Annotated in this window: 18 protein-coding genes and 2 pseudogenes; 16 read left to right on the top strand and 4 right to left on the bottom strand. The window is 55.0% G+C overall.

Annotated elements, in window-relative coordinates; all coding sequences use genetic code 11:
• The first annotated feature begins 44 nt into the window (after positions 1-44).
• Positions 45-962 carry a hypothetical protein gene (locus ACQ86N_RS47985; protein ID WP_431213261.1) on the top strand — a complete coding sequence of 306 codons (918 nt, stop codon included), beginning with the start codon at positions 45-47 and terminating at the stop codon, positions 960-962.
• 275 nt (positions 963-1,237) lie between these two features.
• Here ACQ86N_RS47985 and ACQ86N_RS47980 read toward each other — a convergent pair whose 3' ends face one another.
• Complete coding sequence (locus ACQ86N_RS47980; RefSeq protein WP_431217900.1) at positions 1,238-1,522, bottom strand: YcxB family protein; 285 nt, start codon at positions 1,520-1,522, stop codon at positions 1,238-1,240.
• 738 nt (positions 1,523-2,260) lie between these two features.
• Here ACQ86N_RS47980 and ACQ86N_RS47975 point away from each other — a divergent pair.
• From ACQ86N_RS47975 to ACQ86N_RS47960, 4 genes are read left to right on the top strand one after another with little or no spacing between them, the layout of a single operon-like run.
• The gene (locus ACQ86N_RS47975) at positions 2,261-2,806 is read left to right on the top strand and encodes an RNA polymerase sigma factor (protein ID WP_431213260.1); all 546 of its coding nucleotides are present in this window, start codon (positions 2,261-2,263) and stop codon (positions 2,804-2,806) included.
• Positions 2,799-3,848 carry a hypothetical protein gene (locus ACQ86N_RS47970; protein WP_431213259.1) on the top strand — a complete coding sequence of 350 codons (1,050 nt, stop codon included), beginning with the start codon at positions 2,799-2,801 and terminating at the stop codon, positions 3,846-3,848. Before ACQ86N_RS47975 ends, ACQ86N_RS47970 begins: the two co-directional genes overlap by 8 nt.
• Positions 3,845-4,381, top strand: a complete 537-nt coding sequence (locus tag ACQ86N_RS47965) for a hypothetical protein (RefSeq protein ID WP_431213258.1) — start codon at positions 3,845-3,847, stop codon at positions 4,379-4,381. The genes ACQ86N_RS47970 and ACQ86N_RS47965 overlap by 4 nt, the downstream gene beginning before the upstream one ends.
• On the top strand, positions 4,381-4,650 hold the full coding sequence (locus tag ACQ86N_RS47960) for a hypothetical protein (RefSeq protein ID WP_431213257.1): 270 nt from the start codon (positions 4,381-4,383) through the stop codon (positions 4,648-4,650). Before ACQ86N_RS47965 ends, ACQ86N_RS47960 begins: the two co-directional genes overlap by 1 nt.
• Positions 4,651-4,746: 96 nt before the next feature.
• Here the strand turns inward: ACQ86N_RS47960 and ACQ86N_RS47955 are convergent, their stop codons facing one another.
• Both ACQ86N_RS47955 and ACQ86N_RS47950 read right to left on the bottom strand, forming a co-directional pair.
• Entirely contained in the window at positions 4,747-5,244 is a 498-nt protein-coding gene (locus tag ACQ86N_RS47955) for a hypothetical protein (protein WP_431218052.1), read from the bottom strand.
• Positions 5,226-8,006, bottom strand: a pseudogene (locus ACQ86N_RS47950) (hypothetical protein); the annotation flags it as partial. The gene ACQ86N_RS47955 and the pseudogene ACQ86N_RS47950, both read right to left, overlap by 19 nt.
• A gap of 467 nt (positions 8,007-8,473) precedes the next feature.
• Between ACQ86N_RS47950 and ACQ86N_RS47945 the strand changes: the two are divergent.
• Entirely contained in the window at positions 8,474-9,133 is a 660-nt protein-coding gene (locus ACQ86N_RS47945; protein ID WP_431213256.1) for a DUF2490 domain-containing protein, read from the top strand.
• A gap of 46 nt (positions 9,134-9,179) precedes the next feature.
• Here ACQ86N_RS47945 and ACQ86N_RS47940 read toward each other — a convergent pair whose 3' ends face one another.
• Positions 9,180-9,491 carry a GNAT family N-acetyltransferase gene (locus ACQ86N_RS47940; protein WP_431213255.1) on the bottom strand — a complete coding sequence of 104 codons (312 nt, stop codon included), beginning with the start codon at positions 9,489-9,491 and terminating at the stop codon, positions 9,180-9,182.
• An 85-nt stretch (positions 9,492-9,576) separates the two neighbouring features.
• Between ACQ86N_RS47940 and ACQ86N_RS47935 the strand changes: the two genes are divergently transcribed.
• The 10 genes and pseudogenes from ACQ86N_RS47935 to ACQ86N_RS47890 all read left to right on the top strand — a co-directional run bounded on the left by ACQ86N_RS47935 (position 9,577) and on the right by ACQ86N_RS47890 (position 16,229).
• Positions 9,577-10,335: a geranylgeranylglyceryl/heptaprenylglyceryl phosphate synthase gene (locus ACQ86N_RS47935; RefSeq protein WP_431213254.1), complete on the top strand. Its 759-nt coding sequence runs from the start codon at positions 9,577-9,579 to the stop codon at positions 10,333-10,335.
• Between the two features lie 400 nt (positions 10,336-10,735).
• Positions 10,736-11,053: a hypothetical protein gene (locus ACQ86N_RS47930; RefSeq protein WP_431213253.1), complete on the top strand. Its 318-nt coding sequence runs from the start codon at positions 10,736-10,738 to the stop codon at positions 11,051-11,053.
• 35 nt (positions 11,054-11,088) lie between these two features.
• Positions 11,089-11,469: a hypothetical protein gene (locus tag ACQ86N_RS47925; RefSeq protein ID WP_431213252.1), complete on the top strand. Its 381-nt coding sequence runs from the start codon at positions 11,089-11,091 to the stop codon at positions 11,467-11,469.
• A 17-nt stretch (positions 11,470-11,486) separates the two neighbouring features.
• A pseudogene (locus tag ACQ86N_RS47920) lies at positions 11,487-12,682 on the top strand (argininosuccinate synthase).
• A complete protein-coding gene (locus ACQ86N_RS47915) occupies positions 12,679-13,038 on the top strand; it encodes a cupin domain-containing protein (protein ID WP_431213251.1) in 360 nt (119 codons plus the stop codon). Before ACQ86N_RS47920 ends, ACQ86N_RS47915 begins: the two are co-directional and overlap by 4 nt.
• Positions 13,035-13,316, top strand: a complete 282-nt coding sequence (locus ACQ86N_RS47910; protein ID WP_431213250.1) for a hypothetical protein — start codon at positions 13,035-13,037, stop codon at positions 13,314-13,316. The genes ACQ86N_RS47915 and ACQ86N_RS47910 overlap by 4 nt, the downstream gene beginning before the upstream one ends.
• An 89-nt stretch (positions 13,317-13,405) precedes the next feature.
• Positions 13,406-14,023, top strand: coding sequence for an Asd/ArgC dimerization domain-containing protein (locus tag ACQ86N_RS47905; RefSeq protein ID WP_431213249.1), 618 nt, complete (start codon positions 13,406-13,408; stop codon positions 14,021-14,023).
• A 48-nt stretch (positions 14,024-14,071) separates the two neighbouring features.
• Entirely contained in the window at positions 14,072-14,419 is a 348-nt protein-coding gene (locus tag ACQ86N_RS47900; protein WP_431213248.1) for an aminotransferase class III-fold pyridoxal phosphate-dependent enzyme, read from the top strand.
• Positions 14,416-15,231: an aspartate aminotransferase family protein gene (locus tag ACQ86N_RS47895; protein ID WP_431217899.1), complete on the top strand. Its 816-nt coding sequence runs from the start codon at positions 14,416-14,418 to the stop codon at positions 15,229-15,231. Before ACQ86N_RS47900 ends, ACQ86N_RS47895 begins: the two co-directional genes overlap by 4 nt.
• A 29-nt stretch (positions 15,232-15,260) precedes the next feature.
• Positions 15,261-16,229, top strand: coding sequence for an acetylornithine carbamoyltransferase (locus ACQ86N_RS47890; RefSeq protein ID WP_431213247.1), 969 nt, complete (start codon positions 15,261-15,263; stop codon positions 16,227-16,229).

Genomic DNA, 16,229 nt, shown 5'->3' with positions numbered 1-16,229 from the left:
AGCCCATACAATCCCACTGAGCTATTTACCGTTATAAAAACCGCATGAAATATTTAGCGCTAATTGCCCTTGTATTCGCATTTGCCGCCTGCGGCAACAGGAATGGCCGTCCCGATGTCGGGTCCGTCCCGGTGGGGGACGTCCGGATCGAGCGTTTTGATACCGCCTTCTTTTCACTGGACAGCAACAATATCGTTCCGGGTCTTTACCGTCTCAACCAGAAATATCCCTGGTTCACCGCCGATTTTGTCGGTAATATTCTCGGGGCCGGACCGCTGTCGGATACGAGTCGTATGGCGTTTGCGGCCGCCCGGCAATTCCTTACCACCTATTACCCCGTCCGGGATTCCATCGAGGCCCGCTACAGGGACCTTGGGTGGCTGGAGAAGGAGCTGAAGCAGGGGTTCAAATATGTAAAATATTATTTCCCGCAGTACCGTCTGCCGGAAAAGGAGGTGGCGTTTATCGGTCCCTTCGACGGCCCCGGTATTGCCCTGACTTCGCACGCACTGGCTATCGGTCTGCAGTCCTATGCGGGGCGGAATTTTTCCTACTATATTTCGCAGCAGGGACAGGATATGTATCCGCAGTATATCTCGAGGAAGTTCGAGCCGGAGTATATCACGGCCAACTGCCTGCGCAATTTGTCGGAGGACGTCTGTCCGGATAGCAGCGACGGCCGTCCGATGATCGAACAGATGATCGTCAAGGGCCGGTACTGGTGGCTGGGCGGGAAGTTGCAGCCGGACGCGCCGGACAGCATCGTCACAGGATATTCGCAGGCGCAGCTGCGGTGGTGTGCCTCAATGAGGCGTCTGTCTGGGGTTATTTTTTACAGAACGACGTCTATACTACCGATCCCGATATCATCAAGAACTATATCGGAGAGAATCCGAAGACGCTGGGTATGCCGGACGGATCGCCGGGGAATATCGGGACCTGGGTCGGGTGGCAGATCGTGAAAAAGTATGCGGGGATGCACGGGGAGATGCCGGTGGCTGAGTTGATGCACGTACCCGCCAGGGTGATATTTGAGGAGACGAAGTACAAGCCGAGGTAGGACGTGGACCGTGTGAACCGCGGGGGAAGGTCAGGCCGGGGGAAAGTGAGTGGGGCCGTGAACCGCGGAGTGGGAAGTGAACCGTTGATGGGAGTGAACCGTTGATGGAAGTGAACCGTTGATGGAAGTGAACCGGGGAGGGGCGTGAACCGGGGAAGGGCGTGAACCGGGGAAGGGTTACCCCTTGATCCTTTCCTTTAAAAGTTTGCGGGCTTCCTGTATCTCTGTAATATCCTTGAAGGAATCTTTGGGGATCAGGAAGAACGACCGGGCGTTGAAATAGACGTGGAAGAAGTAGGCCGTTTCCTTGAATCCGCTGAAGTCGTTCCAGCGCCACAGCTGGCTTCCCTTTTTGTTTGCAGTACAATGCCCGGGTCTTCGAGGGTCAGCGTAAAGGTATCCTGGAAGGTGGCGGACCTTTTGTAGATGCTCAGCGGGAGGATGCGCCGGATGGAGATCCACAGCACGACCCACAGCAGTGAGAATAAAAGAAACGGCAATGGCTGGATCCTCTTCAGATAGAACAGAACGGCGGACAGGATGGCGAAAACATTGATAATAATAGCCATGATCCTGATCTCAGGCCTCCCGAAAAAATGTCCCCGCAGCCCATCAAGCACCTGCTTCTTGTCGTAGCCAAATTGAATAGTCATTAGGGCGAAAATAGCACAAAAAGCCACCTGCATAGCAGATGGCCCCAAAATTAAGTTTGCCCTAAACCTTTATTTTGTAGGGTGTTGTTTAGCGAACGTCCCGGCAATGGCCATAGTGATGGCTTGCTGCATCTCCCGGGGTAACACTATGACTGCAAGAAGTTAATGCGATAGAAGTAAGGACTACAATTGCGACCAGGATACGTTTCATGTTGTTTTTCATTTTTAGGGTTATATGGATATCAACGACAAAAGCCGTATTAAATTATTTCGAGGGATGATATAAGTGTTATTCCCTTCGATTCTCAGGAAAGATACAGCAGGCCGGTGACAGAATATAACCATAATTTTATGCAGTCAGCCAGCAAGGGGACAATTTCGCCGCTAAACATCTTCACTTAATTTAGCAGGCTCTTTCTCAATAATTTATACACCAACAGAAGCAACTACCGGACGGCGCCAGCCGGACGATCCGGTTAATTTTTTACTCCCAGGCAACATTCCTTTCGGGAAAGGTATCTGAGTAGATGAAGCCATACCATAACCATTGACTGAACGACAACTGATCGAAGGGTGCTTAAAGAAGGATAGGAAGTGCCAGCGCGGGTTCTTTGACCTGTTCGCGGGCCGCATGATGGCCGTTTGCCGAAGGTATGCCCGTGACGAAAAGGAGGCGGAAGACATGCTACAGGAGGGGTTCGTCCGGATCTTCACTTTTATCGGTCAATACCGCGGAGAAGGCCCTCTGGAAGGCTGGGTCCGGAGGATCATCGTCCACTGTTGTCTTAAGACCGTTGCAAAACGCAAACCATCCTTTTCGGAGATCGACGAACACGTGGAGGACACCGCCTTCCATGACGCCGAAGTCCTGTCCATGCTCGACGCGGAACAGTTGCTGCGGCTGATCGCGGGCCTGCCCGACGGATACCGCCTGGTCTTCAACCTTTATGCGATGGAGGGCTATGACCACAACGAGATCGCCGCGCTGCTGGGCATCAGCGCGGGAACTAGCAGGAGCCAGCTGGCCAAAGCAAGGGCACTTTTGAGATCCAAAATTGAAAACCTGCAAAAACTCCCTAATAAGTATGCGTGAAAATGAATTTGATCAATTCTTCAGAGACAGGCTGGCGGGACATTCTTCGCCGGTGCCTGAAGGTATGTGGCAAAGGATACAGGGAAAAAAGGATGACCGGAAGGCCTTTATTTTCTGGTGGATCATCGGGGGAGGTTTGGTGCTCGCGACCCTGATGGCGGGACGTTTTTGGAAGGCCGGGGTCCATGGAGACGGCGTTCACGGGGATGGGGTTCATAAGAATGGGTTTTCAACGGAGAAGGTGGTGAAGGCCTCGGTAGATATGGGAGCGCCGCGGACCGGGGACGATGGAGTGAATGGTCGGGAGGATGTGAAAGGGCCGCGGACCGGGGACGACGGGGCAGGGGCCGGAAAGGATGGACAAAAGAAGGGAGTAGAGGAGAAAGCCGGAGAAGTTGTGGAGAACAGGGAAGTTGGTGGCGGGATGAGGGGCAACGGGCGGGCACACAGCACTCATGCTTTGCCGGCGAGGATCGACAGGAAGAAAAGACTGCCGGTCAGGGCCGCGGAACTCAACACCAAAAGGACTCCCTATCCAAAGAGAAGACCCATCAGCCTCGACCTGTATGTCACCCCGTTGAGTACCCGCAACGCCGGCGTTCGGGTAGCCGTTCCCATATGGAAAAGATTCTCGCTGATCACGGGTCTACAGTATACAAGGATCAATATCTCTGAGGGCAGGGATTCGGGTATCCATATCCCTTCCGGACATTTCAACAATATCGATCTGCCGCTGCTGGTCGGATACAGCGGGGATCTGGGCTGGGGTAAACTAGGCGTCAATGCGGGCGTCATTTTCAATCTCCATTCCGCCGGGTCCGATTCGGTTAGCCTGTACCGTAATATCCCCAAACATTCCGGGACCAGCCTTTACTTCGGTATCGACCTGGAAAAGAATATCGGGCGACAGTGGTCGCTGTTCGCCGAACCATACTACCGGTATCAGCTGACCAACCGGCACTATTTAGACAATGGTCCTGCAAGGGACGCCTTTGGAGTGAGCCTCGGGCTCAGATATCTTTTAAAAAATAATCAGTCATGAAACAGCTAATTTCACTACTGGCCCTGGGGCTGGCGGCAGCGTCGTGCCATAAGACGGCGTCGGACCCTGACGCGCACGTCCTTGCCTTTCTCACCGATTCGCGGATCAGGGTCAACCAGGCCGCGACCATCTATGACCTGACCGCACTCAAAGACAGCATCGACCTGGTCAATCCGCCAACGGGCGTCGTCTATATCTGGCAGGTGTCTCCGGACAATGGAGCCGCTGTCTGGCGCGGGAATTACCGGTACGGTCTTGCGAACGTAGCTTTTAGGCGATCGGGGACCTATCGGGTGAAGGCTGAGATCTATGACACGATCGCCGGACGGATGCTGGCGCATACCAATACGGCGATTGTCCGGTGGGAACGGACACGCTCTATCAGTTCTATCGCATTCATGCCGATGACACGCTGGTTGTCCGGCCGACGATCTTCACCACCAGTATCAACGGAGGCCCGACGGTTGTGGGTATGCAGCTGGCCTGCACGACTACCCGCAAGTACGAATATTCCGACCCTTATCTCCAGCTGATGATCGTGCCGCCCGAGATCGGTAGATATAATTTCAGGTTCTCCGACAGTCTCGCGATGACCAGTTATCCCTTTGCGCCGATGTACCAGGCTGCGCTGTTGCCGGTAAACAAGATGCTTGAGCTGCCGGGATTTAACGCGGGGATGACGATCAGCATTGAGATCGTTTGGTTGACGCGAAAATATACGGGTACCCTGACGATGGACGCCAGTGGAAAAGGATATAGTGTCAATTGGGATAATTCGGGAGCGGTGAGATTTGAGAATTAGGAGTACCCCGCGGGGCGCCGGGGGCAAAAAAATTCCCCCATTGATATGGAGGAACTGAATTATGGTTAATACCGTCCGTGAAGAAATGATATGTTGTTAGCTGCAGCCCATGCTATTTCCGCAGTTGAGGCATTTGTAGCAGGTGCCGCTGCGGATCGTGATATGGCCGCAGGTGTTGCAGGAGGGCGCGTCGCTCTGCATGCTGCGGGCCGCTGCATTTACCGCATCGAGTCCATTGTCCGACCGGTGGAGGGAAGTGGCCGCCGCCGCGCGGGCCGCCCGGGAGTTGGCCGGGGCCGGCGCCGGAGTGCCGTTGCTACCGCCGGCAGCTTTCGCGACGATGCGGACGTCGCTGAGCTCGGGGCCTTTTCTGTCGGACTCGGAAGGCAGGTCCCAGTCGTCGTCGCCGGTGTTGCCGACTTCCGGCCGGTCGAGAACATGGACGAGGTCCGTGCGGTTGAGGTATTCGTAAGCCAGCGACCGGAAGATGAAGTCCACGATCGAGGTTGTACTCTTGATATTCGGGTGGTCCACCATACCGCTCGGCTCAAATCTGGTGAAGACAAATTTCTCTACGAACTCTTCCAGCGGCACGCCATACTGCAGAGCCGATGGATATGGAGATAGCGAAGCAGTTGAGCATGCTCCTCATCGTAGCCCCTTCCTTGGCCATGTCGATGAAAATCTCCCCTACCGTGCCGTCGCTGTATTCGCCGGTGCGGAGGAATATGGCTCTGGCCGTTGATCTTCGCCTTTTGTGTGAATCCGCGGCGTTTGGCCGGGAGGGTGCGGCGCTCGACGATGGTGGCGAGGGCGCGCTTGAGCTTCGTATCGGGTGATGCCTGAACACGTTTTTGAACTTCTTCGAGGAGCTCGTGAACGGTGAGTTTGCTGAGGTCTACGATATGTGTCTCGGCGACTGGTGCCGGAGCCGCTACATCGGCGGGAGCTTCTTCTTTCTCTGCCTCGGCCTCTTTCTTTTTCTTGTCGGATTTGGTGCTGAGGGGCTGGGACAGCTTGGACCCGTCGCGATAGAGCGCGCAGGCTTTCAGCGCCAGCTGCCAGCTGAGCATATAGGCGTCGGCGATCTCTTCGACGCTTGCCTCGTTGGGGAGGTTGATCGTTTTGGAGATGGCTCCGCTGATAAAGGGCTGCGCAGCACCCATCATCCGGATATGGCCGTGGGCGTGGATATAGCGCTGTCCTTTCTTTCCACATTTGTTGGCGCAGTCGAAAACGGCGAGGTGCTCATCCTTAAGGTGGGGAGCTCCTTCAATGGTCATCGTGCCGCAGACATAGTCATTGGCCGCTTCGATCTCGGCGTCGGTGAAGCCCAGCGCTTCGAGCAGGTTCCATTCGAAATTGTAGTACTGGGCAGGCTCGAAGCCCAGACGCTGGAGACATTCTTCGCCCAGCGTATATACGTTGAATACAAATCCTATCTCGAAGGCGGAGCCGACCGCTGCGTCCAGCTTTTTGATCTCTTCGGCGATAAAGCCCTTCTCGCTGAGTGACTGGTGGTTGATATGGGGAGCGCCTGCAAAACTTGCCGTGCCGACCGCATATTTGACGATGGAGTCGATCTGCTTGTCGCTGTAGCCGAGGTTCTTCAGGGCGGTGGGCACCGACTGATTGATGATCTTGAAATAGCCGCCGCCGGAAAGTTTCTTGAACTTTACGAGGGCAAAATCGGGTTCCACGCCGGTGGTATCGCAGTCCATTACCAGACCGATGGTGCCGGTGGGAGCGATGACCGTAGCCTGTGCGTTGCGGTAGCCATATTTCTCGCCGAGCTGTACCGCTTCGTCCCAGGCCTTGGTAGCGGCTTTCAGCATATAGTCGGGGCAGTATTTAGCCTTGAGGCCCTGGGGCTTTATTTCGAGGTCTTCGTATTCGTCGGCGTCGTAGGCGGCCAGGCGGTGGTTGCGCATGACCCTGAGCATGCTTTCCCTGTTGTCTTCATAGCGGGGGAAGGCGCCGAGCACGGCGGCCATTTCCGCGGAGGTCTTGTAGGCGATGCCGGTCATAATGGCGGTGATAGCGCCCGCGATGCCGCGGGCTTCTTCGCTGTCGTAGGGAATGCCCATGATCATCAGCATCGACCCGAGGTTGGCGTAGCCCAGACCCAGAGTGCGGTAGTCGTATGACAGCTGCGCCACTTCCTGTGAGGGGAACTGGGCCATCAGGACGGATACTTCGAGAACTGTCGTCCAGAGGCGGGTCATATATTCGAAGCTTTCGACGTCGAAGGTGTTGGTCTTCTCGTTGTAGAAACGGCGAAGGTTGAACGAAGCCAGGTTACAGGCCGTATTGTCGAGGAACATGTACTCCGAGCAGGGGTTGGAGGCCCTGATGGGTCCGCCTGCGGGGCAGGTATGCCATTCGTTGATGGTGGTATCGTACTGTGTACCGGGGTCGGCGCAGCGCCAGGCCGCGTAGGCTATCTGGTTCCAGACCTCGCGGGCGGGGAGGCGTTTCATGATGCGGCCGTCGTGGCGGGCGGTGAGTTCCCAGTCTTCGTCATTCTCCAGCTTGTGGAAGAAGCTGTTGGGGATGCGGATGGAGTTGTTGGAGTTCTGACCGGATACCGTCTTGTAGGCTTCTCCTTCGTAGTCGCTGGGATAGCCGGCGGCTATAAGAGCGGCCACTTCTTTTCCTCCTCCAGCTTTCCAGTTGATAAAGTCCATTACTTCGGGGTGGTCGAGGTCAAGACAGACCATTTTGGCGGCCCTCCGGGTAGTGCCGCCGGATTTGATGGCGCCCGCGGCGCGGTCGCCGATCTTCAGGAAGCTCATGAGGCCGCTGGAGGTTCCGCCGCCACTCGAGCTTTTCACCTTCGCCGCGGATATGGGAGAAATTGGTGCCGACGCCGGAACCGTATTTAAAAATACGGGCTTCGCGGACCCAGAGGTCCATGAGACCGCCTTCGTTGACGAGGTCGTCCTCCACGCTGAGGATAAAGCAGGCGTGGGGCTGGGGACGCTCGTAGGCGGAGGTGGACCTCTTCAGTACTCCGTCGTTGGCGTCTACGAAATAGTGTCCCTGAGGTTTACCGGTGATGCCGTAGCTCTCGTGCAGACCGGTATTGAACCATTGGGGAGAGTTGGGTACGCAGGCCTGGTCGAGGATGCTGTATACCAGCTCTTCATAAAAGACCTGGGCGTCCTTTTCGGAAGCGAAATAGCCGTAGCGCTCGCCCCAGACCCGCCAGCAGTTGGCCATACGGTGGGCAACCTGTCGTACAGAGGTCTCGCGGCCCAGCGAGCCGTCCGGCTGAGGGACGCCGGCTTTGCGGAAATATTTCTGGGCAAGAATATCGGTAGCGATCTGGGACCATCCCGAGGGAACTTCGACATTATTCATTTCGAATACGACCTCACCGCTGGGGTTGCGGATAACAGAACTGCGATAATCGTAGGTAAACTGATCGAATACACTGATGTCGTCCCTCGTAAAGCGGCGGGGGAATTGCAAGCCCTTTACAGATTGCTTTTTCGTTGCCATATTCAGGTCCTTAGTTAGTTGAAAAAAGATTGTTGTAAAACAGTTTTGCGGCGGGTCGGTGGTCTAACGAAAGTATTTTTTCATTTTCATATTTCCTTGGTTCACTTTTCCACCGTGTGTGCACAATCAGGTGTGGATTTTCGCCGGTCCAAGCCTGTCGCGGGGTATAAATAAATAACACCAATTTTACCATTTCGTTTAGACTTAATTCATTCTCTTTGGGTATGCTAACCAAATACACCAAATTGCTGATTGTCAGCACGTTGATTTTTCGGGACTCGCGAGTCCCGCCTTCTCCCAGACACAATTTGCGGGCTGGGTGGGTACATTCCAGAATTATAAGCTGTCTTCCCGGACGGGGTTCTATTTCGACGCTCAGTGGCGGTCGACGGATCAGGTCAGACAGATGCACGCACTGTTATTAAGGCCTGGACTGAACCTCTATTTTACACCTACTCTTACAGGCACGGTCGGATACGCCTATATCCCTCAGCAGCGCATATCCGGCGGCGTGGAAGGCTATCTTCCGGAGCATCGCATATGGGAACAGCTGATGTATACGCATCCCATAAAACTGCATCACCACGAAGTAGCCAGGCTCACGCATCGTCTCCGCCTGGAGCAGCGCTATCTGCCGAAACATCATCCGGAGAATGATCAGCTGGTGCGCGACGGCCACCGCAGTGCGCATCGCCTCCGGTATTTTGCGCGGGGCATCGCTCCGCTGGCTCCAACCGGCGGCAAGTTCGAGAAGGGCTGGTTTGCGGCGCTGCAGAACGAGACCTTCTTCAATCTCGGGGATGCGTCCGCTGTCAATGGCAAGGTCTTCGACCAGAACCGGGCCTATGTCGCGGCGGGATACCGGATGTGCAAACAGTTCGATCTCGAGGTGGGGTATATGAATCAGTATATCAGCGGGGCTGGTAGTAATTCTACGAATAATCATATCGTGCAGCTGGCCACGTATGTGAGATTGTGAACCGTGAGACCTCGGTACGTAAAGGGAAATCGTCGTGGCGTATTGATCAATGGCCCGGGCTGTCGAGGTTAGCGGGAGGCGGGATGACGATATCGTTCTGTTCGGAATGTTTCTTCAGCCAGGTAGCAACGAAGGGGCAGTAGACCTTTACCCTCATATTGTGTGAACGGGCATAGTTAAACGCGTGGGCCGCAAGGGCGGAGGCGATGCCTTTGCCGCCGAGTTTGTCGGGCACTTCGGTGTGCATGAGAACGAGATTGCCGTCTTTTATCCGGTATTCGAGGTAGGCGCGGTCGTCCTCCAGCCATATCTCGAATTGTTGGTTCTGCAGGTTGTCTTTGACGGTCAGTGGTTCCATTCCCGGGAATTTGTCCGCAACTTAGGGAATATTGTGTGATGCCGAAAAGTTTTCGCATTTTTGCATAATCCAACGGCAATAGCGAATGAAGCAATTTATTTACGAATCACTGCTGGCCAAAAAGAGAAGGGGGCAGAAATCTTTCGCCGTGCTGATCGATCCGGACAATGTGAATGCAAAGAAGATCGAAGAGTTGACCAGTCTGGCCGTCAGCGCGGAAGTAGACTATTTGCTGGTTGGGGGAAGCCTCGTTATTTCCAACCATCTCGACGAGGTGGTTCAGCATATCCGCAGTCATTGCAGCATTCCGGTCATCCTGTTCCCGGGCACGCCGTCCCGGGTATCCCGCTACGCCGACGGGCTTCTTTATCTCTCCCTCATTTCGGGTCGTAACCCCGAGCTGCTGATCGGGCAGCACGTCATCTCCGCGCCGGCTGTCAGGAAGAGCGGGCTGGAGATCATATCCACGGGTTATATGGTCGTCGACGGAGGCGCCCCCACTACGGTGTCCTATATCAGCAATGCGTCGCCGATTCCGGCGGACAAGAACGAGATCGCCCTTTGTACCGCTATGGCCGGGGAAATGCTCGGGATGAAACTCATTTATATGGATGCCGGCAGTGGCGCCCGCCACCCCATCCGCGAGGAGATGATCGCCGCAGTAGCCAGCCATATCGAGGTGCCGCTGGTCGTAGGCGGCGGGATCCGTGAGCCGGAAAAAGCCTACCTCAACTGTAAGGCCGGCGCCGACGTCATCGTCGTCGGAAATGCCATCGAAAAGGACGCTTCGCTTATACGGGAGATGTCCGCCGCTGTACACTCGGTGCCGGTGAAGAAGCAGTAAAATCACAGATCATTATAAATCAGTAGCTTATAATTCAGGGGACTGAGTGGTCCCCTATAAATTTTACATAAAATTTAATTATAAATCCGAAATGATCTTAAAAATTGTCTTTCTTTGCGTTGTAAAAATATTTACAACAATTTCATCAACTCTGAAATGAAAAAAACTCACCCATATCACGGTTCCTTGTGATATTGCACGCCTACAATAAGCGTGGGTTTTTTGCTGCGCCCGTGTGCACAGTTTTTTCCCTTCGCCCCATTCCCTTTTGGGTGCGACGTTGATACTATTCTTATACACCGACCACTGTCGTAGACGGCACAATCCATTGTCCGGCCACTGATCATTTCACTTCCAGAAATGGAAGACCATTCACCATTAAGAGCGTTTTTTTAAGAACATGGAACAACAACAATTTCAGATAATCATCGCTGACGAGTCTCACCAGGATTTCGCGCAGATCATCGTCGACGAGATGGAATCTTCGGCCAAAGCGAGGGGCACCGGTATTGCCAAACGGAGTCCCGAATACATCAAAGAGAAGATGCGCCAGGGCAAGGCCGTCATCGCCTTTACCACCGACGGCGTCTGGGCCGGCTTTTGCTATATCGAGACCTGGAGCCACGGAGAGTATGTCGCCAATTCGGGACTGATCGTCTCCCTGTCTTCCGCAAGAGCGGGCTGGCCAAGCAGATCAAACGGAAGATCTTCGACCTGAGCCGCAAAACCTATCCCGAATCCAAGATCTTCGGCTTGACCACGGGTCTCGCCGTAATGAAGATCAACTCCGAGCTGGGCTACGAGCCCGTCACCTACTCCGAGCTGACCCAGGACGACGCCTTCTGGGCGGGCTGCAAGAGCTGTGTCAACTACGAGATCCTCATGAGCAAAGAGCGGAAGAACTGTATGTGTACGGCCATGCTCTACGATCCGAAGGACCACTACGAGCCCGAGGAGACGACCCAGGACTTCAAGAAACACTCGAAACTATACGAACGTTTCATGCGCATCAAGCAGTGGAAACTGCTGGCGCCCTTCGTCAAGCACCATTCTGAAGCCCACGAGACCGCCGGCAAAGGCGGCGGCGGCAACAGCGTCCGTCACAGATCCTTCTTCCATTTTTTTAATCTCTAAACAACCATCTATCGGTCATGAGCAATAAAGTCGTACTTGCGTACAGCGGCGGATTGGACACTACCTATTGTGCGGTTTATCTGAAGAAAGTAAAGAACCTCGAAATACACGCGCTGACGGTCAACACCGGAGGATTCAGCAAAGAAGAAGTCGAGCAGATCGCGGCCCGTGCGAAGCAACTGGGCGTCGCGTCCTTCGAATGCGTCGACGTAACAAAGGAATACTACGAGAGCTGTATCAAATATCTCGTTTTCGGCAACGTGCTGAAGAACGCCACCTACCCGCTGAGCGTCAGCGCCGAACGGATGGTACAGGCTATCGCCGTCGCCAACCACGTCAAAAAGGTCGGGGCTTCGGCCGTCGCCCACGGCAGCACCGGCGCAGGCAACGACCAGGTGCGTTTCGATATGGTCTTCCAGAGCATGCTTCCCGGCGTGGAGATCATCACCCCCATCCGCGATATGAAGCTGAGCCGCGAACAGGAGATCGCCTTCCTCAAAGAGAACGGCGTCGGGATGAACGCAGAAAAAGCAAAATACAGCATCAATAAGGGCCTCTGGGGTACTTCGGTCGGCGGGAAAGAGACACTGACTTCCAAAGACTATTTGCCCGAGGACGCCTGGCCCACACCGGTGACGGCGACCGGCACGAGACAGGTCGAACTGGAGTTCGAAAAGGGCGAACTGAAGGCCGTCGACGGCAAGCGTTTCGCCAATCCCGTAGAAGCCATCCAGCTGCTGCAGTCCATCGCGCAGCCCTACGGCGTAGGCCGTGACATCCACGTCGGCGATACCATTATCGGCATCAAGGGCCGCGTCGGGTTCGAGGCCGCTGCCCCCGTCATCATCATCAAGGCACACCACCTTCTCGAAAAACATACGCTCACCAAATGGCAGCTCTACTGGAAGGACCAGCTGAGCGCTGGTACGGCAACTGGCTCCATGAAGGTCAGATGCTCGACCCCACGATGCGCAATATCGAAAAGTTTCTCGAAGACACACAGGCGACGGTCAGCGGAAAAGTATTTGTCACGCTGCAGCCCTACCGCTATACCGTCACCGGCATCGAGAGCGCACACGACCTGATGAGCAGCAAGTTCGGCAGCTACGGCGAAATGAACAAGGGCTTCTCCGGCGACGACGTAAAGGGTTTTGCCCGCATCTTCGGCAACCAGACGTCGATCTTCCATAAGGTCAACGACGACGTAAAATGAAACCGGTAAGCCGCGAGCACCCGCTAAAGCATTATATATGGGGTGCGGGCTGCGACGGCTGGAATATGGTAGACCAGCCCGGTCTTTCGGTAAAGCTGGAAAAGATGCCGCCGCATACTTCCGAAGAAATGCACTACCACGGGAAGGCACGGCAGTTCTTCTTTATCCTGAAAGGCAGGGCCACATTCGATACAGAAGAAGGCGCCGTTGAGGTCACGGCCGGAGAAGGGCTGGAGATACCGCCATTGCTTCGCCACAGGATAATAAACGACACAGAAGAAGATCTGGAATTTATTCTGTCATCCCAGCCTTCGACGGCGGGGGACAGAGTGAACATTTCAAACGAAAATATATGAGACAAGTTAGAGCAGGCATTATAGGTGGGGCCGGTTATGCGGGCGGAGAGATGATCCGGCTGCTGGTCAACCACCCCGGCGTAGACATCCGGTTCATTCACAGCAAGAGCAATGCGGGTAAGAATGTCTATGAGGTACACGAAGACCTCCTTGGCGATACCGATCTGAAATTCGACGCGGAATGGCATAGCGACGTCGACGTGGTTTTCCTCTGTCTGGGACACGGAGAGGCGAAAAATTCCTCGACGAGTCCGGGTCAGGTCTGGACGGCGTACTGATCATCGACCTGTCGCAGGACTATCGCCTGCACAGCGGCGGCGAGCGGCCGAAGATAGGCGAACATAGTTTTGTATACGGTCTGCCCGAGATGAACCGGGAGGAAATCCGCCAGGCGAACGCCATTGCAAATCCGGGTTGCTTCGCCACAGCCATCCAGCTGGGTCTGCTGCCGCTGGCGAAAGCCGGCCTGCTGACCGAAGTCTACAGCACCGGGATCACGGGCTCTACCGGCGCCGGCCAGTCGCTGTCGTCCACGGGGCATTTTTCGTGGAGGGCCAACAACATACAGGCATACAAAACGCTGACCCACCAGCATATGAAGGAAGTGGGCCAGTCGCTGCAGCAGCTGCAGGGCTCCCCGGCATCCATACATTTTACCCCGTGGAGGGGAGATTTTACGCGCGGCATCTTCATCTCTTCGCAGTTGCGATGTGAGAAGAGTCCGGAGGAAGTGCTGGCGCTTTACGAAGACTTCTACAAAGGCCACCCTTTCACCATCGTCACCCGCAAGCCGATCGCGCTGAAGCAGGTGGTCAATACCAATAAATGTCTGATCCAGGTGGAGCAGGTGGGACACCAGCTGGTGGTCCATTCGGCTATCGACAATCTTTTGAAGGGCGCGTCGGGACAGGCTGTACAGAATATGAATCTACTTTTTGGCTTTGAGGAAACGACAGGGCTGCATCTCAAGGCGAACGCATTTTAAATCCGGCCGGTGCCGGCTTCGTCCGGGACGGTCACAAAAGAAAGTACTATGAACTTATTCGATGTTTACCCGCTGAACGACATAACTATTGTTAAGGCAAAGGGTTCCTACGTCTGGGACGGGGAAGGACAGCAGTACCTCGACCTGTATGGCGGCCACGCCGTCATCTCCATAGGACATACCCATCCGCACTATGTACAGCGGGTCACCGAGCAGCTCCACAAGGTCGGCTTCTATTCCAATTCGGTGCATATTCCCCTGCAGGAAGAACTGGCAGCGAAACTGGGCAAGGTCTCCGGAAAGCCCGACTATCAGCTGTTCATGTGCAACTCCGGCGCCGAAGCCAACGAGAATGCGCTGAAGCTGGCTTCCTTCCACAACGGCCGTAAAAAATAATCGCCTTCTCGAAGTCCTTTCATGGCCGGACCTCGCTGGCGGTCGCCGCCACGGACAACCCCGCGATCGTCGCACCGGTCAACCAGACCGACAACGTGATATTCCTGCCTTTCAACGACGAAGAGGCGCTGGAAGAATGCTTCAGGAAACAGGGTGACATGATCTCCTCCGTCATCGTCGAGGGGATCCAGGGCGTAGGCGGTATCAGGGAGGCTTCGGCTTCTTTCCTGCAGACCATCAGCAGGCTTTGTCAGCAGCACAATGCCGTGTTTATCGCGGATAGCGTCCAGTGCGGGTATGGCCGGAGCGGCAAATTCTTCTCCCACGATTTTGCCGGCGTCGACGCCGATATCTATACCATGGCGAAGGGCATGGGTAACGGCTTCCCGGTAGCGGGCATCATCATCGCCCCGCATATCAAGCCCAAACACGGGATGCTTGGCACTACCTTTGGCGGCAACCATCTGGCCTGCGCCGCTGCACTGGCCGTCCTGGAGGTCATCGAACAGGAGAACCTGATCGCCAACGCCGCCGAGACGGGCAACTATATCATGACGCAGCTGAAGAAAGTGCGTCAGCTGCAGAAGGTCAGGGGCAAGGGGCTGATGATCGGATTTGACCTGCCGGATGGTCTGAAGGACCTGCGGAGGAATCTGCTCCTCGAACAGCGGATCTTCACGGGAGAGGCCAAGCCGAATACGATACGTCTGCTGCCATCGCTGGCACTGAGGAAGAAGGACGCAGACCAATTCCTCGAGGCGCTGCAGGAAGAGATCCATATGATGGAAACATCGGCAAAAGCTGTAAAATAAAATAGAAACACCGCGATCATAGCAACACCATGAAAAATTTTATTTCCGCTCACGACGTAAAAGACATCGACGGACTGGTTCAGTCGGCACTGGCTTACAAGGCCGACCCTTTTAAAGACAAGACGCTCGGCACCAACAAGCGTATCGGTATGCTGTTCCTCAACCCGAGTATGCGTACCCGTCTCTCGACCCAGATAGCCGCCCAAAATCTGGGTGCGGAACCCATCGTCTTCAACGTCGACAAGGAAGGCTGGGCCCTCGAATTCGAGGAAGAAGCGATCATGAGCGGGAATAAGGTCGAGCACGTCAAGGACGCGGCTCCCATCATGGGCAATTACTTCGACATTCTCTGTATCCGGACCTTTCCTTCCCTGAAGAACAAGGAGGAGGACTACAGCGAACTTTATATTAACCAGTTCATCAGGTACTCCGGTATTCCGGTCGTGAGTCTGGAGAGTGGTACGCTGCACCCGCTGCAGAGCTTTACCGATATCATAACGATCAACGAGGTTATGAAGGGCGGCGTGGCCGCAGGCCGCAGGCCGAAGATCGTGCTGACCTGGGCGCCGCACGTAAAGGCGCTGCCGCAGGCGGTCCCCAACAGCTTTGCTCAGTGGGTGAATGCGTGGGGCAAGGCGGATTTTGTCATTACACACCCCGAGGACTACGATCTGGACCCGAAGTTCACCACGGGCGCCACGATCACGCACGACCAGGACGCGGCGCTGAAGGACGCGGATTTTGTATATGTAAAGAACTGGAGCACCTACAACGACTACGGCAAGATCTATACCAACGACCCCGAGTGGATGATGACGAATGACAAGCTGAAGCCGACGAACAATGCGAAGGTCATGCACTGTCTGCCGGTACGCCGCAACGTGGAGCTCAGCGACGAGATCCTCGACGGACCCAACAGCGTCGTGACCCAGGAGGCTTCGAACAGGGTATGGGCCGCGCAGGCTGTGCTGGCCGAACTGTTGCGAAATAAAAAATAA

Source organism: Puia sp. P3 (assembly GCF_050632245.1).
GTDB lineage: Bacteria > Bacteroidota > Bacteroidia > Chitinophagales > Chitinophagaceae > Puia.
Note: the sequence above shows the minus strand (reverse complement) of the source record. Positions and strands in the feature narration are given on the sequence as shown.